The 25,389-nt window shown below is 38.5% G+C and carries 32 protein-coding genes and 1 tRNA gene; 28 read left to right on the top strand and 5 right to left on the bottom strand.

Annotated features, from left to right (window positions below; all coding sequences use genetic code 11):
* Window positions 1–5: 5 nt before the first annotated feature.
* The 7 genes from V4519_03980 (at window position 6) to dnaX (ending at window position 8,395) form a co-directional block, all read left to right on the top strand.
* Window positions 6–881: a hypothetical protein gene (locus V4519_03980; protein MES2437149.1), complete on the top strand. Its 876-nt coding sequence runs from the start codon at window positions 6–8 to the stop codon at window positions 879–881.
* A 10-nt stretch (window positions 882–891) separates the two neighbouring features.
* The gene (locus V4519_03975) at window positions 892–1,287 is read left to right on the top strand and encodes a hypothetical protein (protein MES2437148.1); all 396 of its coding nucleotides are present in this window, start codon (window positions 892–894) and stop codon (window positions 1,285–1,287) included.
* Complete coding sequence (locus tag V4519_03970) at window positions 1,284–3,725, top strand: AAA family ATPase (GenBank protein MES2437147.1); 2,442 nt, start codon at window positions 1,284–1,286, stop codon at window positions 3,723–3,725. Before V4519_03975 ends, V4519_03970 begins: the two co-directional genes overlap by 4 nt.
* A 490-nt stretch (window positions 3,726–4,215) precedes the next feature.
* The gene (locus V4519_03965; GenBank protein ID MES2437146.1) at window positions 4,216–5,220 is read left to right on the top strand and encodes a 3-deoxy-7-phosphoheptulonate synthase; all 1,005 of its coding nucleotides are present in this window, start codon (window positions 4,216–4,218) and stop codon (window positions 5,218–5,220) included.
* Window positions 5,217–6,230, top strand: coding sequence for a tRNA-dihydrouridine synthase (locus tag V4519_03960; GenBank protein ID MES2437145.1), 1,014 nt, complete (start codon window positions 5,217–5,219; stop codon window positions 6,228–6,230). The genes V4519_03965 and V4519_03960 overlap by 4 nt, the downstream gene beginning before the upstream one ends.
* A gap of 153 nt (window positions 6,231–6,383) precedes the next feature.
* Window positions 6,384–6,701, top strand: a complete 318-nt coding sequence (locus tag V4519_03955) for a hypothetical protein (protein MES2437144.1) — start codon at window positions 6,384–6,386, stop codon at window positions 6,699–6,701.
* 656 nt (window positions 6,702–7,357) lie between these two features.
* Window positions 7,358–8,395, top strand: coding sequence for a DNA polymerase III subunit gamma/tau (gene dnaX, locus V4519_03950; GenBank protein ID MES2437143.1), 1,038 nt, complete (start codon window positions 7,358–7,360; stop codon window positions 8,393–8,395).
* Window positions 8,396–8,468: 73 nt separating this feature from the next.
* Here dnaX and V4519_03945 read toward each other — a convergent pair whose 3' ends face one another.
* The 3 genes from V4519_03945 to V4519_03935 form a co-directional block, all read right to left on the bottom strand.
* Entirely contained in the window at window positions 8,469–9,161 is a 693-nt protein-coding gene (locus tag V4519_03945) for a DUF5666 domain-containing protein (protein MES2437142.1), read from the bottom strand.
* 85 nt (window positions 9,162–9,246) lie between these two features.
* Window positions 9,247–10,125, bottom strand: a complete 879-nt coding sequence (locus V4519_03940) for a hypothetical protein (protein ID MES2437141.1) — start codon at window positions 10,123–10,125, stop codon at window positions 9,247–9,249.
* Window positions 10,109–10,672: a sigma-70 family RNA polymerase sigma factor gene (locus V4519_03935; GenBank protein ID MES2437140.1), complete on the bottom strand. Its 564-nt coding sequence runs from the start codon at window positions 10,670–10,672 to the stop codon at window positions 10,109–10,111. The genes V4519_03940 and V4519_03935 overlap by 17 nt, the downstream gene beginning before the upstream one ends.
* A gap of 135 nt (window positions 10,673–10,807) precedes the next feature.
* Between V4519_03935 and V4519_03930 the strand changes: the two genes are divergently transcribed.
* The 11 genes from V4519_03930 (at window position 10,808) to V4519_03880 (ending at window position 17,968) form a co-directional block, all read left to right on the top strand.
* Window positions 10,808–10,878: transfer RNA gene (locus V4519_03930), tRNA-Gln, on the top strand.
* A 30-nt stretch (window positions 10,879–10,908) separates the two neighbouring features.
* Window positions 10,909–11,415 (top strand): hypothetical protein, encoded by a 507-nt coding sequence (locus tag V4519_03925; GenBank protein MES2437139.1) that lies wholly within the window; start codon window positions 10,909–10,911, stop codon window positions 11,413–11,415.
* Complete coding sequence (locus V4519_03920; GenBank protein MES2437138.1) at window positions 11,402–12,463, top strand: ATP-binding protein; 1,062 nt, start codon at window positions 11,402–11,404, stop codon at window positions 12,461–12,463. Before V4519_03925 ends, V4519_03920 begins: the two co-directional genes overlap by 14 nt.
* A gap of 13 nt (window positions 12,464–12,476) precedes the next feature.
* Complete coding sequence (locus tag V4519_03915; GenBank protein ID MES2437137.1) at window positions 12,477–12,803, top strand: hypothetical protein; 327 nt, start codon at window positions 12,477–12,479, stop codon at window positions 12,801–12,803.
* Window positions 12,804–12,816: 13 nt separating this feature from the next.
* Window positions 12,817–13,500 (top strand): hypothetical protein, encoded by a 684-nt coding sequence (locus tag V4519_03910; protein ID MES2437136.1) that lies wholly within the window; start codon window positions 12,817–12,819, stop codon window positions 13,498–13,500.
* An 89-nt stretch (window positions 13,501–13,589) separates the two neighbouring features.
* On the top strand, window positions 13,590–13,937 hold the full coding sequence (locus V4519_03905) for a nucleotide pyrophosphohydrolase (GenBank protein MES2437135.1): 348 nt from the start codon (window positions 13,590–13,592) through the stop codon (window positions 13,935–13,937).
* Window positions 13,938–13,940: 3 nt separating this feature from the next.
* The gene (locus tag V4519_03900) at window positions 13,941–15,503 is read left to right on the top strand and encodes a DNA/RNA helicase domain-containing protein (protein ID MES2437134.1); all 1,563 of its coding nucleotides are present in this window, start codon (window positions 13,941–13,943) and stop codon (window positions 15,501–15,503) included.
* Window positions 15,504–15,512: 9 nt separating this feature from the next.
* Entirely contained in the window at window positions 15,513–15,959 is a 447-nt protein-coding gene (locus tag V4519_03895; GenBank protein ID MES2437133.1) for a hypothetical protein, read from the top strand.
* A gap of 104 nt (window positions 15,960–16,063) precedes the next feature.
* Window positions 16,064–16,792 carry a hypothetical protein gene (locus V4519_03890; protein MES2437132.1) on the top strand — a complete coding sequence of 243 codons (729 nt, stop codon included), beginning with the start codon at window positions 16,064–16,066 and terminating at the stop codon, window positions 16,790–16,792.
* A gap of 105 nt (window positions 16,793–16,897) precedes the next feature.
* A complete protein-coding gene (locus V4519_03885; protein ID MES2437131.1) occupies window positions 16,898–17,554 on the top strand; it encodes a hypothetical protein in 657 nt (218 codons plus the stop codon).
* A 69-nt stretch (window positions 17,555–17,623) separates the two neighbouring features.
* Window positions 17,624–17,968, top strand: a complete 345-nt coding sequence (locus V4519_03880; GenBank protein ID MES2437130.1) for a hypothetical protein — start codon at window positions 17,624–17,626, stop codon at window positions 17,966–17,968.
* 61 nt (window positions 17,969–18,029) lie between these two features.
* Here the strand turns inward: V4519_03880 and V4519_03875 are convergent, their stop codons facing one another.
* Window positions 18,030–18,491 carry a hypothetical protein gene (locus V4519_03875; protein MES2437129.1) on the bottom strand — a complete coding sequence of 154 codons (462 nt, stop codon included), beginning with the start codon at window positions 18,489–18,491 and terminating at the stop codon, window positions 18,030–18,032.
* A gap of 39 nt (window positions 18,492–18,530) precedes the next feature.
* Here V4519_03875 and V4519_03870 point away from each other — a divergent pair, with 39 nt between their 5' ends.
* On the top strand, window positions 18,531–18,971 hold the full coding sequence (locus V4519_03870; protein MES2437128.1) for a hypothetical protein: 441 nt from the start codon (window positions 18,531–18,533) through the stop codon (window positions 18,969–18,971).
* A gap of 11 nt (window positions 18,972–18,982) precedes the next feature.
* Here the strand turns inward: V4519_03870 and V4519_03865 are convergent, their stop codons facing one another.
* A complete protein-coding gene (locus V4519_03865) occupies window positions 18,983–19,519 on the bottom strand; it encodes a DUF1697 domain-containing protein (GenBank protein ID MES2437127.1) in 537 nt (178 codons plus the stop codon).
* Window positions 19,520–19,592: 73 nt separating this feature from the next.
* Here V4519_03865 and V4519_03860 point away from each other — a divergent pair, with 73 nt between their 5' ends.
* From V4519_03860 to V4519_03820, 9 genes are all read left to right on the top strand, one after another.
* Window positions 19,593–20,480, top strand: a complete 888-nt coding sequence (locus tag V4519_03860) for a L,D-transpeptidase family protein (protein MES2437126.1) — start codon at window positions 19,593–19,595, stop codon at window positions 20,478–20,480.
* Between the two features lie 11 nt (window positions 20,481–20,491).
* Window positions 20,492–20,881 (top strand): DUF1801 domain-containing protein, encoded by a 390-nt coding sequence (locus V4519_03855; protein MES2437125.1) that lies wholly within the window; start codon window positions 20,492–20,494, stop codon window positions 20,879–20,881.
* 3 nt (window positions 20,882–20,884) lie between these two features.
* Window positions 20,885–21,448, top strand: a complete 564-nt coding sequence (locus tag V4519_03850; protein ID MES2437124.1) for a YdeI/OmpD-associated family protein — start codon at window positions 20,885–20,887, stop codon at window positions 21,446–21,448.
* Window positions 21,449–21,487: 39 nt separating this feature from the next.
* Window positions 21,488–22,024, top strand: coding sequence for a prepilin-type N-terminal cleavage/methylation domain-containing protein (locus tag V4519_03845; protein MES2437123.1), 537 nt, complete (start codon window positions 21,488–21,490; stop codon window positions 22,022–22,024).
* 15 nt (window positions 22,025–22,039) lie between these two features.
* Window positions 22,040–22,942 carry a VOC family protein gene (locus V4519_03840; protein MES2437122.1) on the top strand — a complete coding sequence of 301 codons (903 nt, stop codon included), beginning with the start codon at window positions 22,040–22,042 and terminating at the stop codon, window positions 22,940–22,942.
* Between the two features lie 66 nt (window positions 22,943–23,008).
* On the top strand, window positions 23,009–23,884 hold the full coding sequence (locus V4519_03835) for an SDR family oxidoreductase (protein MES2437121.1): 876 nt from the start codon (window positions 23,009–23,011) through the stop codon (window positions 23,882–23,884).
* Between the two features lie 18 nt (window positions 23,885–23,902).
* Window positions 23,903–24,367, top strand: a complete 465-nt coding sequence (locus V4519_03830) for a hypothetical protein (protein MES2437120.1) — start codon at window positions 23,903–23,905, stop codon at window positions 24,365–24,367.
* A gap of 5 nt (window positions 24,368–24,372) precedes the next feature.
* On the top strand, window positions 24,373–24,813 hold the full coding sequence (locus tag V4519_03825; GenBank protein MES2437119.1) for a hypothetical protein: 441 nt from the start codon (window positions 24,373–24,375) through the stop codon (window positions 24,811–24,813).
* A gap of 14 nt (window positions 24,814–24,827) precedes the next feature.
* Complete coding sequence (locus V4519_03820; protein MES2437118.1) at window positions 24,828–25,193, top strand: hypothetical protein; 366 nt, start codon at window positions 24,828–24,830, stop codon at window positions 25,191–25,193.
* Window positions 25,194–25,389: the final 196 nt, after the last annotated feature.

Genomic DNA, 25,389 nt, shown 5'->3' with positions numbered 1-25,389 from the left:
GCGTAATGATTTCGCTTAAGAAAAAAAACAAATCTCCCTTAAAAAATTCCCGACTCGCAATACGTAAACGCCGCATATTTTATGCCAAGATATTTGGTATTGCTGCAGCTATCATTATATTTATCGCAGGTGCATCGCTCATTTCAAAACTAAATGCATTGGCTATAAAAGTAATAGCAGTAGAAGGTAATGCTGCTGTGGATGTAGATGGTCTTAAAGCAATAGCACAAGAAAATCTTGCTGGAAGCTATGCGTATCTTTTTTCTAAATCAAATAAGCTTTTGTATGATAAAGATTCAATTAAGGCTCAAATATTAGAAAATAATACTCGAGTTGAATCTGTGGAAGTATCTACAAAAAGAGACACACTTACTATTTCTATTAAAGAACGAGCGCCAGCATATACTTGGTGTACAGGTATGCCTCAAGATACTGGATCAAAAGTCTGTTATTTTCTAGATTCTAATGGTTATATTTTTGCAGAGTCACCAATATTCTCAGGTAATGTGTTTTTTGCGTTCTATGGATTAATACCTGCAGACAAAGCAATTGGTGCCACATTTCTTGATTCACAAGAATTTAAAGATATAGACAAACTAATTACGTTTCTAAATTCCCATAGTGCAAAGCCGTATGCTCTTGTTGCAAAAGATAACGGAATATTTGAAATATATTTTGAAGAGAGTGGAAAATTACTTTTTAAGCAAGATCAAAGTGTGGATCTTCTTATTGCAAACTTAGATGTGATTGTGAAAAACACTCCCATATTCACTACACTTAGTTCAAAGCTTGAATATATCGACATGAGATTTGGAAATAAAGTCTATTATAAAATTTCAGGGGATAACGAAGTACAAGAAGTAGAAGAAAGTGGGGTATAATAACTCTGCAATGAGACCTTTGTTGTTGTTACCATATTATATTCACTGGCATTATGGTCGGGCAATTTCAAGTGGCTTTACTATTTTTCAAAATTTTATTTGGTTTATCGGGCATTTTTTCTCAATCGGTATTTTATTTAAAACATTATTTCAACCCTGGGAAAAAATGGTTGAAGAACGACAGCCTGGATTGTCGTTTAGCAACATAGCATCTGCATTACTTATAAATCTTTGTATTAGATTTGCCGGAGCTGTGATTCGTCTGGCTGTAATCTTTACTGGATTTATTTGTATGAGTGTCATTACTGTTATTGGAGCATGTGTGTTTATTATCTGGCTCGCATTCCCATTATTTATTATTGCATTCTTTGGTTTGGGGATAGTTTTCTTAATTAAAGCGATATGACATTTAAAGAACTCACATCAATTGCCATTAAAGAATACTATCCAGCTCTTTTTCTAGAGCAGGTTATTCCACATCGATTGCAAGATCGTGTAAGAAGAATTGCATGGATTGTTACCGGAGCCCTTTTTATTGCTTTATTAAGTGTATACTCACTTGCTGGTATTTCTCCTGAATATTCTGGATTGCTCAATGTAATTTATGGTTTGTTTTTTGTAGCTTTGCCATTTTGGATGGTAATAATTAGTCTCCAAGCTTTTTATTACTCATTTTATTTTAAAGCGGTTCCAGATAAGAACGAAAAGCGGCCAATGCCGGTAATGCCATTTGAGCTCGCAAATATTTTGTTCTATTCAACACAGGAAGATATTACCGAAAGCTTTTTGCGAACCGTTGAAGGCCAGCTCATTATGCGGCGAGCGGGAATTAGCTCTGAAGAAGTTCAAGAGTTTGTAATTTCACGCAAAAATATTCCTGATGGCTCAACATTTTCAATTCCAAATCAGGATCATGTGGGCGTTGTTGATTATACTCAGGCAATTTATGCATTCGATAAAGAGTTTGCAGATTTTCTATTTACAAAAAGCATTCAACAGAAAGATTTTTCTGCTATTTCACAATGGGTAGTTGAGCGAGAAGTCGAAGCTAAGAAAAAGAAGCGATGGTGGAGTCGAAATATTTTAGGAAGAATTCCTGGTATTGGAAAAAATTGGTCATATGGTCAAACATTCTATTTAGATGAGTATGCAATGGAGCTTCCCGTTATAGATATTACAAACTATGAAATTCATGAGACCTACGGATCAAAAGAATTAGAAGAGCTTGAGTCAATTTTGATTAAGGGTAAGGGAGCCAATGCTTTTCTTGTAGGAAACGATCGAGAAGGACAGCTCGAAATTATTGCGAGATTAAAGTACATGATGGAAGAAGGCTTGGCATTTCCAGAGCTAACTCATAAGAGAATTATTGTGTTTGATGCTGAACTTTTGGGAGCAGCAGCACATTCAAAGAGTGAATTTGAAACAAAGCTGATGGAGCTTATGAATGAAGCTCAGTATGCGGGCAATGTCATTTTAGTTATCCCAGATTTTGCTTCATTTATGGCATCAGGAGAAGCCCTTGGCGCAGACATTGTAGCGGTGCTTGATCGTTATTTCACATCTTCAACAATTCATATGATTGGTCTTGTTGATACCGAACGATATCATTCAATCATCGAACGCAATGCAGCACTTGGTCAGCGCTTTGATAAAATCCTTATCGAGCAAATTGATTCACTTAATACTATCCGGGTTTTAGAAAATGAAATTATTCCATTAGAAGCTCAGTTTGGAGTTTTCTTTACGTTTCTATCACTTGTAGCCATTGCAGAATCAGCAGAGCGATATTTCCCAGATGCTATTTTGCCTGATCGAGCTGTAGATCTTTTGGTAGAACTTGCTCCGCAAATTGCTGGACGAACTGATGGCATGGTAACTCGGGAAGATGTGCTCGCATTGGTAAAAGTGAAAACAGGAATTCCAGTAGGAGATGTAACACCCGAAGAACGAGAGAAGTTATTAAATCTTGAAGGAATTTTACATCACAGAATTATTGGTCAGGATATTGCTGTTGATGCAATCGCAAATGCAGTTCGCAGAGCTCGATCAGGAATTAATAATCCCAATCGACCACTTGCATCATTCTTATTCTTGGGACCAACGGGAGTAGGAAAAACAGAAACCACCAAGGCCCTCGCAGAAGTGTTCTTCGGAGCTGAAGCAAAAATTGAGCGACTAGATATGTCTGAATACACATCTAGTGAATCGCTTTCAAAGCTTATTGGCTCATTTGATTCTGGAAAAGCAGGAGTACTTTCAACTATGTTACGAGAACACCCTTATGGCGTGCTCTTGCTTGATGAGTTTGAAAAGACAACTCCCGATGTGATGAACTTGTTCTTGCAAATTCTCGATGAAGGTATGTTTTCTGACATGTCTGGTAAAAAGATTAACGCTCGAAATTTGCTTATTATTGCAACTTCAAATGCAGGCAGTGACCTTATTTGGGAAGCCGTAAAACATGGAGATGATTTGAATCATGCAAAAGATATCATTATCGATTCTATTATTAAAGCAAGTATTATGAAGCCTGAGCTTATCAACCGTTTCGATGGTGTCATAGTATTTCATCCTCTTCAGAATGAACACTTAGAAAAGATTGCTCGACTGCAATTAGAAAAATTAAAAAAGCGATTGGCTGAGCGAGGAATCAATTTGGTTGTTACAGATGACTTAGTAAAATATGTCATGAGCTATGGAGTAGATCCAAAATTTGGTGCTCGTCCCATGAATCGTGCAATTCAAGATAAAGTTGAGCAGCTCATTGCGGAGAGAATGATTCGCGGGGGAATGAGACCTGGGGCCGCAATTGAACTTTATCAACAGGACCTCAATAGATGAAGTTGACGTGAAGTACCAAGGGTATATACTAATTGTATGAATATAAAGAATTTCATCAACAATCACTTTAACTTCTTTCTCTGGATTCGGTTATCGAAAGTTCGTCTTTGCTACGTGAAGGTTAAGTAGATCAATCAAGTAACAAAAACGAGCTCTCGATAGGGCTCGTTTTTGTTTTACCCACGCACTCGCTGGGAGGGAAACAATTACTGTTCATACAATGGAGGTAAGAAGATGACGACCACATGCATTAACTGCAAGAAAGATGTCGAAGTCCAACCGGATGCCAAGGATGTGGTGAAGTGTCCCATGTGCAACGCCACATACAAGCTTCCTGGTTCTGACAAACCTGCAGTAGTCGCTGGTACTGATCGTCCTGCTCCCGCGCAACGCTGGGGCAATGTCGGTCAATTTGCCTGATTCCAGTCTCCCGTGCGCTACGTGCGCGCGTGAGGCTTTTTTATTTCCTAAATAAGGTTAAAATATAGATATGAATATTACACCGGTCATCACACCTCAAGCATTAAAAAAAGAATTGCCGTTAGCGCCATATATTACAAATGTAGTTTCCTCAGGACGAACTGCACTTTCAGAAATCCTTTCAGAAAAGAGTAAACGGTTTATTGTGATTACCGGACCATGTTCTATTCATGATTCTCAAGCTGCATTTGAATACGCAGAAAAATTGGCAGCACTTCAGCTGGAAGTCTCAGACAAAGTATTGCTCGTGATGCGTACCTATTTTGCAAAGCCTCGCAGTACTATGGGATGGAAAGGACTTGTGTATGATCCTGGTATGGATGATACATTTGATTTTGAAGCAGGAGTGCGAAAAGCTCGTGAAGTGTTAATTGGAATTTCTGCAATGAGTGTGCCTGTAGCTTTTGAAGTGCTCGATCCATTTACCACTCATTATTTTGATGATCTTTTAAGCTATGGAGCAATTGGTGCACGAACTGCAGAATCACAGCCTCATCGAGAGCTTGCAAGTGCACTTTCATTTCCCGTAGGAATTAAAAACAGCACTGATGGTTCTATTCAAGCAGCTGTTGAGGGCGTGGTCACTGCCACACACCCACATCACTTTTGGGGAATAAATGTAGAGGGCGTAGTTTCAAAAATAGAGTCAGAAGGTAATCCACATGCACACGTCATCTTGCGTGGAGGAAAGAGAGGACCAAATTATGCGCCTGAGTTTATTAAAGAAACAATAGAACTTTTAAAGAAAAATAATTTGCCAGAATCTATTATTGTAGATTGTTCACACGGCAATTCTCAGAAAGATTATAAAAAGCAGGCAGGCGTGCTTACCGATGTCGTCGAACAACGAGTAAAGGGATCTACTGCAATCAAAGGAATTATGCTTGAAAGTAATTTAAAAGAAGGCAAACAAGAGGTTGGACCTAATCTTATATATGGAGTTTCTGTTACTGATGCATGTGTGAGCTGGGAGGAGACAGAAGTCCTTATTCGTGGTATTGTTGGTGACCTATGAATCCAGGGAATCAAGGCTTTTGGGCAAAACTAAAGAAACCGATGTTTGTATTGGCTCCTATGGCCGATGTAACCGATCCTGCATTTCGCAGAATGTTTGCAAAATATGGCAAGCCTGATGTGACCTGGACAGAGTTTGTATCTGCTGACGGGCTAATTCGAGCCACAGAGGTGGGCAAGAAAAAGCTAATGCGAGACTTATTGTATACCGAAGCAGAACGACCAATCATCGCTCAGCTTTTTTCCTCACACCCAGAATATATGAAGCAAGCAGCAGCGCTTGTGCGAGAGCTAGGTTTTGATGGTATTGATATTAATATGGGTTGCCCTGATAGATCCATAGAAAAGCAGGGAGCAGGAGCAGCAATGATTAGAAATCCAGCACTTGCTCGTGAAGTGATTCGTGCTGCACAAGAGGGAGCTCAAACACATACTGGAGGAATTCCTGTATCAGTAAAAACTAGAATTGGGTACAACAAAAACGAACTAGAAACCTGGTTACCTGAAATTTTAAAAGAGAATCCTGCTGCGGTCACTATCCATGCACGTACTCGAAAAGAAATGTCGTTGGTTCCTGCTCGATGGGAGCATGTGAAGCGTGCCGTAGAAATTCGTGATGAACTACAAAAAGATTTACCCGAGAAAACGCTTATTCTGGGCAACGGTGATGTGAAAGATTTGAATGATGCACGACAGAAGTGTGAAGAGACGGGAGCTGACGGCGCAATGCTTGGACGAGCGATTTTTGGTAATCCATGGAGATTTAATAAAGACATAGATATAGCACACGTTTCGATACATGACAGATTAACTGCAATGGTAGAACATACAAAGTTATTTATGGAACTTTTGGGAGATATAAAAAGTTTTGCGGTGATGAAGAAACACTACAAAGCATATGTAAATAATTTTGATGGAGCAGCAGAATTGCGAGCAAAATTGATGGAAACAAATAATGAGCATGAAGTAGAGCAAATAGTAGGTGATTTTCTTACAAATATTTCAAAATAACGTTGCGCTTGACAGAGTAAACATATGTGGTAGTTTATCCAACAGGCAAGAGTACGCAGAGCATACCTGTGGATCCGGGCGTTTCCGGAACTGCAAACTAGGTAGGCTAGGCGTGCGTGAGACCAGAGGTTCAACCTCTGGGGAAGGATTCCCATGTTGGGCAAGCGCAGCAGCATCTTTTCGATCCTCAGCGGTCCGGTCCAGTCCTCGATGAACTACACGCAGGACGACCCGGCCAGCGGCGGCGGCCCCGGCGGCAGCATGTCGAACAACGTCACCGAGGGCGACGGCACCGGCGCGCACGGCCAGCAGCAGGGCGGCGCCGACGGCGGCAACGACCAGAGCCAGCAGGGCCAGCCGCGCGACCAGCTCGACCCGGCCGACCGCGGCGTCGGCGCCAACGACTCCGACAGCGGCACCACGGCCGTCGTCGAGAACGAGAAGGGCGCCGGCGGCCAGACCGACGTGTGACCCGCAGCCGAGTCCGATGATCAGCAACGTTTGCTGATCCCGCGAGTCACGGTTTGACTCACTCACAGTTCTAGAATTCATTCGGTGTGTGCGAGGTATCAATCGATACCCACACATACCAGACAGGCGGCCCCGCAAAGGCCGCCTGATCTATTTTTATACAGACTGGAAACTCAACAACGTTTCTGATATAGTGGGTTTCAGTAGTGATCAACCGTGTCCGCTGGAGGAATCCAGCCATACCGAAGGGAGAGTTCGCCTATGTGCCGAGCATTCATCAGCCCCAACCTGTTCTTCGAGACCAAGAAACGCCGACGCTCCTGAAAGGGGGTGATCCGGGACATTGTCCCATATCAAATTCGGGTGCTACGGCAACCCTGACCTGTACCTCAGAGGTTCTGAGCAGGATAACGGCATAACTGCCGGTTATCTGGGCCGGAGAGAGCGCGACGCGCACAACCCCTCTCCGGCTTTTCCTTTGCATAAAAACTACTATCATTTATACTAGTGAGCGGAACCAGTCGTCTGCAGTAGCATGGGCGATGTATACTCAGAGCTGGACCATTGTTGCAGCATTGAGCTGTGGCGCGGGGCCCCGTTTGCACTGGAGTGCAGCGGGGTCCTTTATATTTTAAATATTTGATATACTACTCTTCATGACAGAAGAACATGTTGCACTTTATAGAAAATATCGACCACATACCTTCAAGGATGTTGTAGGACAGGATCATATTGTTAAAGTTTTAGAAGGATCAATTGAACAGGGAAATATTTCCCACGCATATTTATTTTCAGGGACTCGAGGTACCGGAAAGACATCTATTGCTCGAATTTTTGCCCGAGAGATTGGCACAAGTACCAATGATTTATATGAAATAGATGCTGCCTCAAATCGAGGTATTGATGATATCCGAGAGATTCGCGATGGAGTAAATACACTGCCCTTTGAATCAAAATACAAAGTCTATATTATCGACGAGGTACACATGCTTACCAAAGAAGCATTCAATGCGCTTCTAAAAACCCTTGAAGAACCTCCTGCACACGCTGTGTTTATTTTGGCAACGACAGAGACCGACAAACTTCCAGAAACTGTTGTCTCACGATGTCAGACGTTTGCTTTTAAAAAGCCTTCACAAAAGATTTTGAAAGATGTGGTGCTTAAGGTTGCCACAAAAGAAGGATACACTCTTGATACGGCATCTGCGGAGCTCGTAGCGCTCTTGGGAGATGGATCATTCCGAGATACTCACGGCATATTGCAGAAGGTGATTAGCTCATCTAAAGATAAGGAAATATCTCGAGAAGAAGTAGAACTGGTAACAGGCGCTCCACGTACTTCACTTATTAATGATGTGGTAGCAGCTATAGATACAAAAGATGCTTCATCTGGATTGAAAGCTTTGAGATCTGCAGTGGATCAAAATGTAGACATGGCTATTTTCTCAAAGCTTGTGCTCCACAAACTCCGATCTATTTTATTGCTCAAGTACAGTCCAGACATGGACAAAATGATAGAAGATGAATTTTCAGGAGAAGATTTTAGTTGGATGAAAGTCCTCGCTGCAAAGAAAGATACAGGCATTACCTCAAAAGCAGTATTAGAATTTTTGAAAGCTCAGGATCTTGCTCGGTTCTCTCCAATAAGTGAATTGCCATTTGAACTTGCTCTCATTTCACTAAGCACGGCATAACATCTTATATATAAGCCATACAAAAAGCCCTGATTTAACTCAGGGCTTTTTGTATTTTACGTATGAGAGATACTTAGAGAGATAAGTCGTGAATGATAGACGCATCGATTGTTGTCGTTCCTGTCTTTGTTCCGTACACGTGAATCTGATGATTTGCTTTGATTGCTGAGGTTGAAGTTGCAGTCCAATCTTTTTTATATGTCTCTGTTGTTGATGAAGTTTTTATATCATATGTTGCACCATTCTGAGACTTGAGGGTGAGGGAATTAGTTCCGACACTTTGCACCGTACCGAAGCTAAATAGTGATAACATATGCTTTTTCAATTCTTTAAGACTCTGCTTAATTTCTTTTTTGTTTTCGTGGGCAGCTTTCTTTTCGAGTTTCATCGTTGTCTTGAGTGTCTTGTTTTCAATTTTTGAAGCAACGATAGTCATAGTCTCTGTTGTTGAAACAGTTCCATATACCATCACGGTATCACCAACTTTCACTTGGTTTGCTCCATTCTTTACAGTGAAGTGAGTATTAGAATCAGTCTTAATAGTCCATGAGCCTCCTTGTGAAGCTACAGTAAATCCAGTTGCAGATACGGCAGTTACCGATCCAACGATGTTTGTTTTACCAAGACCGTTGATATGTAACTTTGAGAAGAACTTCGCAGTCCCTGTTTTTGGAGTTGTAGTTCCTGTGTGTGCATATGCTGAACTTCCTGTAAGAAGAACAACGGTAAGCGCGAGTACTGAACCAATTTTAGCTGAATTTTTCATACGTATATAAGTTAAAGATAATCGTGACTGATGTGAAGAGACCATGTGATCTCTGCTTATATATACGTAGCAGACTCAGGGAGTATTAGTCTTGACAGTATTTGATAATATTGTCGAGTTTTGTATTGATCTGAAGGCTTTTTCGAGTAGAAAGCTTATTAATTTGCTTTTCCACATCTTCAAACTTTTTACACTCAGATGTTTTTACTTCAGCAGTAATTGATGTAGACGTACTTGCTTTCAAAGCATCTTTAGCTGCTTCTCGCTTTTCTTTAATATCTTCTTTTTGTTCTTTAGAAGTTTCTTTTATTTCTTTAATAAGAGTTTTAATCTCTGACTTTAAAGTAGAAGTTGCAGCTTGCCCTGAGGTGCTTGTTGCGAGCGCAGTCGAGGAAGTCGAATGGGTAGATGTAGCAGTAACTGAAATAGTAGAAGTAGCTGCAATTCCAACATTACCTCGCTTTGCTTGCTTCATAGCAATAAATCGCTCGGCATTTACCATATGCTTTTCAAGCTGTGCCTGAAGCATTATCTTCTTTTTCTCTCGTGCCTCTTGTGGCATTTCGGTATATTGTTCTTCAACTTCAATTTCAACCATTCGTCGCTCAGCAAATTTCAATTCAAGCTCTGCACGTTTTTCTTCAGATGAAGCAAGAACCTGCACTTTCTCAGCAACAAGCTTAAATGAGTAGAGCGGATGTTCTGCATCTACATTAGTAGTATCAGCATACATCACAGCTCCACTGTTTATGAGAAGAATTGCAACAACTCCAGCAATAGCAAAGCGGGCATAGTGATGTGTCGCTTTAGGTGTAGACTTCATAGCAAAAGGGAAGCGCTCGGTAACTTCGCCCATAAACGCCAATCGCGCATGATTCATCGCCTCTTTCGAAGGGTTTAAATCTCGCTTTGCGCGGCGGGTGATCTTTCGATCCTGTATGTAGTTGTTAATCTTTTTTATCATATTCTTTTTTGATTTTTTCGCGGATTCGATGGAGTGAAACTCTCAGTGCATTCTCGGTCCTATCAGTGAGCTCAGCAATTTCTTCAAACGATAATTCGGCGATATACCGAAGTCTAAATAGTTCTTGATCTTCTTCCGAAAACTCTTGAATGATTTCTTTTACTTCGGTCATTCGTTCTCTCACACTTTCGGTATTGTCCAAACTTGCTTCCATACTATCGAGAGCAATATCAAGCTGAGTCTCACTCTGTGAATGATCTCGCTGCAATGATCTCAAATGATCGGTAAAGGTGTTGCGGGCAATTTGCCAAAACCATGTACTAAAATTTCCTTTAGCTGCGTCATAGAGAACAATCGATTTTGCCAGTTTCAGAAAGACATCTTGAGCTACATCTGCTGTTGCTTCCTTGTCGGTAAGGCGGGAGCGGATGTATCTAAAGATAGCGGGGTAGAAATAGTTGAAAAGCTTCTCAGCAGCTCGTTGGTCACCATCTTTGAAGGCTGCAGCAAGGCTGTTGATCTTTTTGTTGGTATATAGGAATTCCATTGATATATACGCTAGATTCTTCGTAATATTACAATAGCACAGTTTGTCTATTGAAATAAGGCATAAACTGTAGTATCTTTGGAACACATCCCACTTCGTCCTACACCTATGGTGCAGGACTTTGCGGGACAAGATTGCGGGATCGTCTAATGGTAGGACATCAGGTTTTGGTCCTGAGTATCTAGGTTCGAGTCCTAGTCCCGCAGCATAGTAAGAATAGAATAATATAAATCACCATGTGGGAAATTGCAGCTACAAAGCTGGCGGGAGTATTTATTGGTGTAGGAATGGACAAAACTGGAAATTGGTTAAAAAAAGTTTTAACTAAAAAAAAGATACCATCAATTGAAGAAATCAAACGTTCAACAAAGGTATTATTTGTTGATGATGAAGATTTTTCTACGAGATTGAATATTATTAGAGGTGCAGGATGGAATGTTCAGCAAATAAAAGATGTGACTAATTTTGATTCAGAAGATATAAAAAATGCTGACATCATATTTATGGATTACATCGGAGTGGGTAAAATCCTAACCCCATCAGAAGAGGGAATCGGTTTGCTAAAAAAAATAAAGAGCAGATATCCAGAAAAATTTCTCATATTTTATTCTGGGCATGCTGGTTATATTCCAGGACATGAATTTCATTCATTCGCGAATGCATGGATTGACAAACATTCAGATCCGTATGTTTATATTGACCAAATTGAGGTAGCAGCTATAAAAAAATATGAATCAAAATAGTGAAGGAATTATTTTTTATGAGTTACGAAATTTTAAAGGAAATATTGTGGCAAGACACGGTCAGTTAGATCTTTTGCCTGATATTTTTAGTAAAAACAATCGAGAAAATTTTTCTCAGAAAGGTTTAAAAAATGCTTTTAGAGAAAATGCAAATGGTTCAATTCAGCTAATAGTTGATGAGAATGCTGACTTATTTCAAGGCAGTAAAGCAATCCAAAGAGCTTGTAGTATTTATTTAAGTTTAATTCCAAAATTTAAGGAAATTGAAGTTGGTCAAAGACAATCATTTGACGCAATTATTAGGAGATTTTCACATAATTTAATAAAGTTTCAAAATAGATTCAAAAATAATTTTGTACGTTTAATTTCTGATAAGGCAAGAGCTAGACCCTATGCTGAATTTACTAGAGAAGTTAAACGAAGAATCGAGGAAAATACAAGTGCAGCTGCAGATGATGTATGCCAGATGTCACATAGAGCAATTGATTTAGATGCACAAATTGAAACACTTAGAATCATTGGAGGATATGCTGATAATACTGGCACATTATTGCCTACAAATATCGAAAGAGCATTGTATCGTTTAACCAATCCTTTTATTGATGAACTTAAAAAAAAGAATGTTGATATTAGAATAAATCTTCAAAACAGCGATCGAAATAAAATAAATATTGTTCATAGTTTGTTTAATGCTGCGATTTGGCAGATCCTCGATAATGCATGTAAGTATGTGTTAAATGATACTACAATAGATATTTCTGGAGATTTAGCATTGAAACAAAAGAAAATATCAATTTCAATGGACAGTGTCTCAATTGAAAAAGATGAAGAAGAAATTATATTTCTAGAAAATAGACAAGGAAGAAATATAAAAAATGGTATTAAAAGCGAAATAAGTAAAAATGGATCAGGTATTGGTCTGTATATTGTAAGAAAAGCATTGAGTTACATGAAAGCAAAGATTAGTGTTGTAAATACAGGATTCATAAAAAATGACTCAGGTTACCCTTATAGTCATCATGTTTTTGAAGTTGAGTTTTTAGGTTAGATAAAATCCAAATATGTTTAAATCCTCAATCATAGAAAGCAGTTTGACTGATAAATCTTTTTTAGACTCCGTAAACATTCTGAATACTCGAAGAGCCGGTTCATGGATATTACATGATGTTCTTATTGAAAAAGAACAGATAGAACTAATCTCAAAAAGTCTTGTTGAAGGTCCATGGTATGTTCACGCATGGGAAGAGGGAAAAGATGATGTCTGCGTTATCTATAAGAACAAAATATTCTGGATAAAGTATTCAGATAAGTCTACATGGAGTGATGCTGTGGAGTACGGTAAATCAATAGGTATACCTGAGGAACAGTTGGACTTTCCAATATCATAAAATATAACTTAAAATGCCAATACCTTTTATAAATAACGGCAAACGTCCATATGATCAGCCAACCATAAGTAATAGTCATTTATTTTATCTTCCTCCAAATACACCCTATGGAAATTTAACATTAAAAGTCTCTAAAATTTTACAGAGGCTAGATCTTATTAATATAAAAATAACAGTTTTGAATGAATGGCATGAGAGAAATCTGATTGAATTAACATCAAGTGATTTTATATCATATAATCCGATAAACGATCACTCTCTTAGTGATGAAATTACTTTTTGGCTAAAGAGAACAACAGATGAACTCATATCACTGCTTTATATAAAAGACTTTTATATTGCTAATGAAGAATTTCCTGACATCCTGAAGGTTGATTGCATAGGAGCACTAATTAATGAGCCCTCTCAATTAGCGAGGAATATAAAATCAAAATATTCCGGGCACATTTCATTTTTGGAGATATTAAATGATATAGCAAATGCTCACAAACATTCTTTTGTTAATAGTGATATGAATGTCACAAGTCTTAGCGAGCCCCAAGTATTTGCTTTAACATTACCTAGAAACAGTCTTAAAAATCAGCCGCAATTCCTACATGTTCATGTACGAGAAATTATTGAAAAATTTAATATTTTTTATGGTGAAACAACAAGCGAACTTAGACAATGGCCAAATGTATTTGAAGTTGGAAAATAGGGACAGGTACCTTGTGACTTCGCGAAGACTTTAGAAATAATTGATTTTTTCTTTAGAAGGTATAGGCTTATAGATAAGTTTATATAAATATGTCTGAAATTAAGGATTTAACAAAAAGAATAGTTGACTTTAGAGACAAAAGAGACTGGAAGCAATTTCATAATGCAAAAGACATGGCGCTCTCACTTGTTCTGGAAGCAACAGAAGTACTAGAACATTTCCAATGGAAAAAAGAAGGTGATATTGAAAATTATCTTGTGGAGAATAAAGATAAAGTCGGTGAAGAGCTTGCTGATGTATTGTATTGGGTGCTTCTAATGTCACATGATCTAGGTTTAGATATTAAAAAACTGTTTGAGGAAAAAATGAAGCAGAATGAAGCAAAGTATTCTGTAGAAAAAGCAAAAGGAAAATCCGATAAGTATACTAAGCTTTAATATATGTCTGACATAAAGACATTTCCTTTTGATCAAGCTGGAGTTGAAACAATACGCACCTCCAAGTATGGAAGTGGCTGGCCTGTAGTGTATCTTATAGAAAATGGAAAAGAACTCTATGTCGGTGAGACCGTTCGCGTATATAGTCGTACTAAACAACATTTAGATAATCAAAGTAGAAAACAATTAAATAAAATTCATATCATATCTGATGATGAGTTTAACAAGTCTGCAACTCTAGATACTGAATCTTCTCTCATTGAATATATGGTTGCTGATGGACAGTACATTCTACAAAATGGAAATGCAGGTCTTCAGAATCATGATTATTTTGATAGAGAAAGATATAAAACCAAATTTGAACTTTTGTGGAAGACACTTCAGGAAAAAAAGCTAGCAAAAAACGATCTTCTTCAAATTAGAAATAGCGATATTTTTAAATACTCACCATATAAAACACTTACCGATGATCAGTATTTAATAGCGATGAAGCTCCTTGAGTATTTCAAGGAAGATAAAAAGCAAACTTATATTATTCATGGCGGACCAGGTACAGGTAAAACAATTCTAGCTACTTTTCTTATAAAAAGACTTGTTGAACTTGGAAATACAAATGTTGCTATAGTGATTGCAATGACCTCATTAAGACAAACACTCAAAAAAGTGTTTAGAAGTATTCCTGGTCTCGATTCATCAATGGTGATAGGCCCTAATGAAATAACTCAAAAGCAATATGACATAGTAGTTGTAGATGAAACCCACCGGTTACGTCAGAGAAAAAACATTCCAAATTATGGAAGCTTTGACGCCACAAATAGAAAGTTGGGATTGGACAATGAAGGCACAGAACTCGATTGGATAGTCCAATCAGCAAAACATGTTGTGCTTTTTTATGATGAGCGGCAATCAGTACGTCCTTCAGATGTCTCAATGACAAAAGTGCTTAAAACAAATCCAATCAGCTTTGAATTGAAGACACAGATGAGAGTAAAAGGGGGACAAGAGTACATAGACTTCATTGATAAATTATTAGAAGCAAAAGTAGATGTAAAAGCTAATTTTTCAGATTATGATTTCAAGATATATGATGATCTAGATAAGATGGTTGAGGATATTAAAGAGAAAGATAAAGAGCATCAGATAAGTAGATTAGTTGCAGGGTATGCCTGGAGGTGGATTTCAAAAACTAATAAAGGTATTCCTGATATTGTAATTGAGAACACTAAACTATTTTGGAATTCTCAAATTCATGATTGGGTTAATTCAAAGAACTCAATTAATGAGGTGGGATGTATTCATACAATTCAAGGGTATGATTTAAATTACACAGGTGTGATTATTGGTCCAGAAATATATTATGACTCAGTAAGAAAAGAAATATCTGTTAATAAAAATAAATATCACGATACAAATGGACATAGAGGGGTAAATGATCCTGAAGAGTTAAAAAGATATGTGATTAATATTTATAAGACATTATTAACTCGAGGTATTCTAGGTACATATGTATATATAGTTGATCCTGATCTTAGAGAATATTTTAAAAGAAATTTAAATTCGAGATAAAGTCTTTGTATGAAAAAACTACTTATTGGAGCAGGAATCATTGGTGCGTTTGTTGTAATGGCTGGAATGTCAGATACCTCAGCAGTCCAATCACCTCAGCCAGCAGCTGTAGTGATGCCTTTTCAGAATCAGGCTGCAGAAAAAACACCTGAAGTAAAAAAGGAGCCAGCAATACCACCAGAAGTTAAACCTGTTGCTCAATCCGTAGCAAAACCTGAATCTACACCAGTACCTACTCCAACTCCTGCACCGACTCCAAAACCAGTTCCTCCACCTGAACCGAAATCAGAACCTGTATGTAATACAAATTATTCTGGATGTTTGAAAATTGGCGCCGGGGATTATGATTGTAGAAGCGGATCAGGCAATGGACCAAATTATACTGGGAAAGTACAGGTACTCGGCTATGATGAATTTGATCTTGACCGAGACAATGATGGATGGGGATGTGAGTAAATGATTGTGCCGCTCAACCATATTTGTCATACTTATGGTAGTGAGTTTGTTCATCCATTGTTGCCTCTTATATCTCTTACAGCCCTACCGGGCAGGAGTGCTTCGTGAACACAAGCAACCCCAATGGCACCGATGTATTTCGCGGTGATCTCATCACCGTGGGAATCAACGTTGTCACTGCGCGTGGCGATCCTGTACGCAAGGTGAGATTTTTCCAACCAAAGGCTCTCGCTGATGTGGTGGGAATCGGGCCCCGAGATGCGGATAGGTACTTCCGCTACATCCCTCTCGAGCAGGGCGAGCAGTTTGAGATTGTGATCGGCGTCATCGATCCTGTTGCGAGCCACCAGTGCTCGATGGGCGTCGACGGCTTGTCGGTGAGCGACAGCGAGATCGTGCCCGTGTATGAAGATGTTGACTCAGCGGTCTGCTGGGACGACACAGCCAACTACATCTTCAACGTTGGCGAAGAAAACGGCGGGACGGTGAAGGGCTGGCGCAAAAAACGCACGCTCATACCGTTTGTCGCCAAGGGCAATCAGCAGTCACACGTTGCAAGGATGTTTCGTGAGACGACTGCTGTGGGCACCATCGTCATCGCCGTGTTCCGCGAGACAATCGACGAGTGGGCTCGCAAAGCCCAGAAGCCGCCGCTTCCTCGCAATCACGAAAGGTACCAAGACGTCGAAGCCGTGATGCCCGTGGACGATGCCTTCGTGACATCCGGCTGCGCATACGAGCTCATCCTCATTCGGTACGCACCGGCAAGCGCCGTGAGTGTGCTAGCCGACGAAGCTACCGAGCTTGTGGGGAGTGATCTCGTGACTGTGTAGCAATATGTACCCTCCGAGCCTACCAAGACCCGGGGATTTTTATTCCCATACTATGTGCACATACGTATAGCCGTGTTTTATTTTTAATGAGATACTAAAAGAATCATGAGAAAGTATGAAAAAGGTTTTATACGAGTAGTAAGTATTATCGTAATAACTATTGTTGCAATATCTGCGAGTGTGTATCTTTCTACAAAAATAAATTCTGTAAATTCTTCAACCTCCGATACAGAAGGAGTTCTTAGTTCGATAGAAATTACTGACATGACCGATCTCACAGATCAACAGATTGTAGATGCTTTAAACATTGGGCTCATTTCTCAAAACAGAGCAAAGTATCAGTATCTTACTCAACAAGATGCACAGGGGAATACTATATATGGAGTAGCTGTTGATAATGGATTCAATAAAATCGATGCTATCTATAAAGGTGATTTAAATAATGATAAGTATGCTGATGCTCTTGTGTGGGTGAGCTCATGTACTAAGGGTGATTGTGCTTATGGTTTGCGACTTGTACTCAACAATCAAGACAAAACAGGGGAATCAGTTGAGAATTTTAGAACTCCAGATACTATTTCTGGATGGTCTGGAGGTAATGCTACAGTTTTAGAAAAAGTTGTAATTGAAAAAGGATTTGTATATATCACTTCAAGTTCTTTTTATAGTTCTGGTGATTGGAAAAGTGCAGAAAAACTTTTACGACAGATCAAAAAATTTCAGTTGAAGGATAAAGAATTGGTAGAGGTACGTAATTTGTAAGTAACAATTTTGTAGTTCGTCATAGTGCTAGTATAGTAGAGTAAAGCATTACACATAATTAGAATACACATGAAGAAATTAATGATCGCAATAGTAGTGGCAGCAGTGTTTGCACTTCCTGCATATTCATTTGCAGCAACTTACGGTTATATCAATACCTCAGGAAACTTCGCAACCGTAACTGCAAATACCGCCGCAGAAGCTCTACGTCTTCCTGTAGATATTCATGCAAACAGTGGAGTTGTATTATTAAATGCAGGAACAACACTTCCAAATGTAGCGACAAGCACCCTTTCGACAGGCTCAGGGCAAGCAGCAACATCAACTATGATGACTGCAACAAGTACAAGCATGATGGCAACATCTACTTCAGCAGTTGCAACAACAACCGCTACATCAACAGTAAGTAAATAATTTATTTACTTTAGATACAAACAAAAACCTCGGCATAGTTATGGCGAGGTTTTTGTTTAAATTACTTTCTCATTGTCGCGATTAATGTTGCTGGATCAATGAGAAGATCAAGTGCATCAGTGATGGAAGGAATAACAATGTCGGAGTTTAAAAGAGTCTGCACATGCACTCCTTCGGATTGGAGGGTAACTATGCGGAGTTTAACAACTTTCATAAGTTCAAGATCGATCTGCCCATTGCCAATAGAAACACAAGTTTTAGGATCTATTTTCAATGCTTCATCACGTTTTGCTACACCGCTCTCGGCAAGAATCCATTCAATACCAAGAGATGTAGCAATCTCATCTGCATTGTTACGTGTATTTCCAGTGAAAAATAGAATTCGATATCCTTGTGATTTGAGAGTCGTGAGCCGTACTTTAACGCCTTCAGGAATTATTCCTTTTACAGTAAGAGTCCCATTCAAATCAAGAATGAGCGTCTTTAATTCCATCTCGCCAATACCAGGGACATTGTATATCATGTAAGCTATAATAGACTAAAAATAGTCTTAATACTATATATGAGCATTCAAGAAAAAGATACATATTTTGTAGCAGTAAAGGTTTTCCTAGAAAAGGATGGAAAGTTTTTGGTCATGAAAGATAATTTTGGTGATTGGGATTTGCCTGGGGGAAGAATTAAGAAAGATGAATTTGATGCTCCTTTCGAAAGCATTATTGCAAGAAAGATGTCTCAGGAAGTGGGCAGTAATCTTGCATATGAATTAGAAAAACCCTTAGTGTTTCTAAGACATGAACGAGTAGAAGCAACTGAAGGAAATCCAACAGTAAGAATATTTGCCATTGGTTATCCTGCCACATGGAAAAGTGGCGACGTACAACTTTCGGAACGACATGTTGAAATGCTCTGGGCTGATATAAAAACATTTAAGCCAGAAGAATATTTTAAAGGGGGATGGCTAAAGGGTGTACAGGAATATTTAGAAATTAGAAATTCGTAATAGAATTTTTACTATTTATCCTCCATCAACATTTTCAACTTATGCAATGTATTCACATTGCGTATTGTCATCTTTTTATAGAGTTCTGTGCCAACTATTTTCATAAGTCCGCTTTTGGTAACTTTATTTTTATCTACTCGCCATACTATTGCGCCAGGAAGGTATTTCACATCATCTATATCCGGCTTAATAGTAAGCTGCTTTACTACATCTTTAGAATCAAATTCTTTCCATAAAAACATAATATCTGTTTTCATACTCTCATCATTGACCCAAGTTGCCGGTACTGCATCATCAAGCTTTTCTATTTCTTTTTGGGTACGCACGACGACAGTTACTGGGATTTTGAATTCTTTTTCTATTGCAGCATCAATAGTCTTAGCTAGAGCTTCAGTAGTGCCTTTTGTTTCAAAGATAATATTACCGGAATTAATGTACGTAAGGACATTGGTATAACCCATGCTTTCAAACAGCTTTTTAAGCCGTGACATCTCAACTTTGTTGTTTCCACCGACATTAATCCCGCGGAGTAGGGCAACGTATTTCATAGCTAAAGTATACATATTAAAATAAATTTGGCATACTTATCTTAAATCTTAAACAATCTTTTTATTATCAATTATGGATACGTGGTCAAAATATGGTTTTATCTGTTCAGTAGTATTAACGATACTTACTGTGAGTGGAATCATTTTGCATCATAATACATACGGTAAAATATCAGATCTAACGAAACAGACTCAGACACAGCATGCAATAGCAGCTGATATCTCTGTACCTATTGAAGTTACTCCGCCTGAGCCACCAGCTCCAGTAGTACCTCCACCACCAGTATTTACCTATATAAAGATACATAATGGGTGTGATTGGAAGAGTGAAGGATCCTGCGTAAATATGCGATCGGGACCAGGTACTGAATTTCCATCTGTATTGAAGCTGCGAGATGGAATGGTGCTTAGAGTTGCCGATAGTGTTGTTTCAGATGGTCTTACTTGGTATAAAATCGATTTCAAATCTACATGGATTCGCTATCCAGAACGAATGGAAGGTGATCTATATGTTGCTGAATCTGATTCTGTGCAGGTATTTACTGATGTAGGAGATTTAAATACAGCAACAGTAAGTACCACAACAACCAAACGCATTGTCGTTGATCTTTCAGAACAAAAGCTCTATGCCTACGATGGTGCTGAATTATTTATGGAGGAACCTGTTTCATCAGGTTTAGAGACAATGCTCACACCGCGGGGTACATTTTTTGTCTTTAGAAAGACACCTAGTAGATATATGCAAGGTCCTATTCCCGATATTAGTAGTCAGTATTATGATCTCCCTGGAGTGCCATGGGATCTTTATTTTACAACTGATGGAGCTGTCATTCATGGTGCCTATTGGCATAATAAATTTGGTGAACAATGGTCACATGGTTGTGTGAACCTTCCACCAGAAGTTGCAGAAAGACTCTATCGTTGGGCAGATATTGGAATGCCTGTTATAGTACAGTCGTAATATACCAATATATGCATAAAGATATTCAAATTTATAACAAGGCTCTATTAAAAGAAGATAAAGATATTTGCGAAACACTTGCACAAGAAATATTAAGCGCGCTTCCTCAAGCTGAAAATAAAGTGTGGCATGGTCATCCTGTATGGTTTTTGGATGGCAATCCTGTTGTAGGCTATAGCAAATTGAAGGATTCAGTGCGGCTACTATTTTGGAGTGGGCAAAGTTTTGAAGAAGAAGGTTTGAATGATGAAGGAAGCTTTAAAGCTGCTGATGCACGGTATACATCTCTAGATCAGATCAATAAAAAAGATTTGAAACGATGGCTCAAGAAAGCTGAAGATATCCAGTGGGATTATAAAAATATTGTAAAACGAAAAGGGAAGCTAGAACGGCTGAAGTAAACAATGGAAGATATTAAATCTTTTACAACGCAAAAAGCATTTGAAACGTGGCTTGATAAAAATCACACTAAAGCACCGGCTCTGTTTATTCGCATATTTAAAAAAGCATCAGGGAAAAAGACTATCACCTATGCTGAAGCACTTGATGTGTGTCTGTGCTATGGATGGATTGATAGTGTTAAGAAAAGCTATGATGCCGAATCATATCTCCAACGATTTGGACCTCGACGAGCTAAGGGATTATGGTCTAAGGTAAATCGTGAACATATTGCACGGCTCATTAAAGAAAACAGGATGAAACCTGAAGGACTAGCACAGGTGGAAGCAGCACAGAAAGATGGACGATGGGATGCTGCATATGATTCGCCAAAGAATACTGTATTGCCTGAAGACTTTTTGAACGAGATAAAAAAAGATGCAAAAACATATGAGTTTTTTTTAACGCTTAACAAAACAAATACATATGCGATAGCTTTTCGATTGAGTACTGCAAAAAAGCCTGAGACTCGAGCAAAAAGAATGGCTGCTATTTTAGAAATGTTGAAAGAAGGAAAAAAGTTTTATTAACAGTGTATTTAATTAATCATCTGATATGATTAGTTGTACATGAGTCTTCACAAAAAAAGTTCAGGTTTTACTTTAATCGAACTCTTAGTCGTGATTGCTATTATCGGCACACTTAGTGCTGTTGTGTTGGGGAGTTTGAATAGTGCTCGGCAAAAAGCAAGAGTAACAAAAGTAAAAGCTGAACTCTTTCAGATAAGTAATGCGATAAAAACATTAGCCCTTGATACTGGGTTCATACCTACGGTTGGTTCAACAAAATTACAGGAAACAGAATGTGTATGTAACGGCGCATGCAACGGTAACGGCAATGAACTTTATGTTGATTTAGCGGCAGCAGGAGTTGATGAAACAGATGGCAACTTTCCAAATTGGAATGGGCCTTATATATCGAGGATACCGCTTGACCCATGGGGTAGCTCGTATATATTTGATTCAGATTATACATGTTCTACCCAAGCTGGCTGTGAAGCATATAGTGGGCAGATTGTGAGTGTCGTGCATTCTGCAGGACCAAATAAAAGTGCAATCAATGCCTATGATAGTGATGATATTGTCCGTGTATTTTGTGCAGAGTAATAATAAATAATTTTTATGCAAAAGATAACCCCACACCTTTGGTTTGATACTCAAGCTAAAGAAGCTGCAGAGTTTTATATATCTATTTTTCCAAATTCAAAGATCAATACAGTTTCGCAACTGCGGAATACTCCTTCAGGAGATTGCGATATCGTGTCATTTGAAATAGAAGGTCAGCCATTTATGAGTATCAGTGCTGGACCATATTTTAAAATTAATCCTTCTGTTTCGTTTCTCCTCAATTTTGATCCATCAGTTTGGCCAGATGCTGAAGAACGATTGAATACTTTGTGGGCGCACTTAATTGATGGAGGAAACGCACTTATGCCACTCCAAGAATATCCTCATAGCAAATGGTATGGTTGGGTACAAGACAAGTATGGAGTCTCATGGCAATTGATGCTAACAAATCCAGATGGAGAAAAACGACCGTTTGTAACTCCTTCTATCATGTATGCAAATACAGTGGCTGGAAAAGCTGAAGAGGCAATTGATTTTTATACTTCAGTATTTAAAGATGGAAAACGAGGAACTACCGCGCGTTATCCTGCAGGTATGGAGCCTGATAAAGAAGGGACACTCATGTACGCAGACTTTTTTATTATGAATACATGGCTCGCTGCTATGGATAGTGCTCGATCTCATGAATTTATATTTAATGAAGGTGTTTCACTTATGATTCCATGTGATACACAAGAAGAGATAGATTATTATTGGCAGAAACTATCTGCTGTTCCAGAAGCTGAGCAGTGTGGCTGGCTTAAAGATAAATTTGGACTTTCATGGCAGGTAACCTCAACAGCATTAGACACTATGATGACACAAGGTACACAAGAACAAATAGATAGAGTAACTCAAGCATTTCTTAAAATGAAAAAGTTTGATATTGCTACACTAGAGAAAGCATACAACTCATAATTATTTGTAATTTAATTTCATACTATTCGTCGATAAAAGTGTATTCATTTAGATACACTTTTATTTATGCAAACTGATCCAAAAGAAAAATTCCCAAAGCCAGGCAAAAATGAAAAACCGCAAAATTATCCGGGTTTAGAATCAGATATGGTAACTAAGCCTGACTATGGAAAAGATTCATATAAAGGCTCAGGACGATTGGCGGGGAAAGCGGCGCTCATTACTGGAGGAGACTCTGGTATTGGTCGTGCTGTAGCTGTGGCTTTTGCAAAAGAGGGAGCTGATGTGGTGATTTCGTATGTACCAGAAGAAGAAGTTGATGCACAAGAAACATTGGATGTGCTAAAAGCATTAGGACATAAAGCTATTGGAATTCCTGGTGATTTAGCAGATGAATCTTTTTGTAAAAAGCTTGTTGAGCATACACATGAAGAATTAAGAAAATTAGATGTTTTAGTAAACAATGCTGCTTTACAAAAATATTTTAAAAGTATTGATGTACTTACAGGAAATGACTTTGCAGAAATATATCGTATAAATGTTATTGCACCATTTTTGCTATCTCAGGCTGCTTTAAAGTATATGAAACCTGGTGGATCAATTATAAATACAGTTTCTATTCAGGCATATGACCCATCTTTTATTTTGCTGCCGTATGCTGCAAGTAAGGGGGGATTTGTAGCTCTCACAAAAGGTCTTGCAGAACAGTTGATAGAAAAAGGTATTCGCGTAAATGCTGTGGCCCCAGGACCTATTTGGTCACCACTCAATACTCATGCCTCACCTCCGGAAAAATTAAAACAATTTGGAGAAAAGTCTGCATTTGGTCGACCTGGTCAACCAGTCGAACTAGCACCTGTGTATGTGCTTTTGGCATCAGATGAAGCGAGCTATATTACAGGAGAAATATATGGAGTAACTGGTGGCGATGGAATTGCCTAAAGGTGATACAATCCTAGGATGAAGAAACTTTGGATTGGTATAGTTTTAGTCGTTGCTGTTTTTTGTGTGGGCGCAACACTACTGCTCAACCAACCAGATGCGCCGCAAGTTACAGAAAGTCCTGAATCTTTGCATGCATACTTTGTTGAATCAATAACAGCAGGAGTGAAATCTTCGCTCAAAGACTACGAAAAATTGGGTTTAGATGGGGGAGTTGATGGGTTTGCACTCATGAAAGTATATCCAAATCTTATTGCAATCGATTTTACAAATGTTACTACTGCTCAGGGGGAGTATTCTATGAAGAACTTTAAGCTTGTCTTTACGGGCAATGCTGCCTCAAATTCTGCAGTGCTCGGAAAAGAGGGCATGCAGACGTTGCTTGAAAATACTTCAACACGATTTGGAATTACACTTAAGACTAAAAGAGATGTTGATCATTTACTAAAAAGAATAAAAGGGGCGATTTTTGGGTATAATTAGAATCTATGAAATTACTTCAACATCGTTTTGCTCCTATTATCTTATCTTTATGTGCAGTGCTAGCTGTAAGTGTGGGTATTTATATCACATATCAAGAGACATTTATTGAGAACACCCCACGGTCTGTTGAGACATCACAGAATGCTTCTGTCTTTACTTACAAAATTAGCATCAATATAAAATCTAAAGAGCATTTTGTTACATTCTTGAAAGAAAGAGAATTCTTACTTAAAGATAACAATGAAAATAATGTTTTGAGATTAGATAATTTTAAAGATCAAAATTCTAAAGTGAATTGGCATAGGGTTTTGGAAGAGGTAAAAACAGAAATTAAAGATGGTAAGACATTTTACTCTCTGACCTATATACCAACTACTTGTTTTGGTTATACTATTACAGCTTCAAATGTGGGGGATGTGACAGTGAATGCTAAGTGTGGAATATAATAATATTAAAATTCATGACTGATAATTTTGAAACTAACTGGAATCGAGTTGAAGAAAATGCAGAAAAGTTTCCCAGTATTGAAGAAATAAGAAGTGTATTTGGTACTCTTTTGCAGGGTAAGAAATATACTGAACTGCGAACAAAAACTGACGATGCTGGTTTGAGCTTTTATGAAGTAGAAGTAATAAACGAGGATGGTAGCAAGACTGAATATAGTTATCAAAAGGCAAAAAATGATTATAAAGATCCTAATGCGAAGGTGGCACCAGGATGCCGTTTTGCTGCCTCAATTCACACGGTTGAATATGATGTTGATGGAATGCCAACCACGGGAAATCATATAGCAAACTATTTGGACGGGGAGTGGACATATCTTTAATTTGGTGCTTGCATGTTGTACTAATGTGTGGTATTGTTTCAATATCATGACATCAAACATGTTTAATCGAAATAGTTCTACCAATCCACGAAAGGCCGTGGGTGGTATTTATGCGCTCTTTCTTTTAAACAGGTATGATGTTTTAAGTATTTGATTTCTCCCATTAAATCAAATTTTTAAAACATCATGCCACCCG

This window comes from Patescibacteria group bacterium, assembly GCA_040387855.1.
GTDB lineage: Bacteria > Patescibacteriota > Minisyncoccia > Phycocordibacterales > JAKAEA01 > JAZKCY01.
The sequence above is the reverse complement of the archived record's forward strand: the minus strand, read 5'-3'. Positions and strand labels throughout refer to the sequence as shown.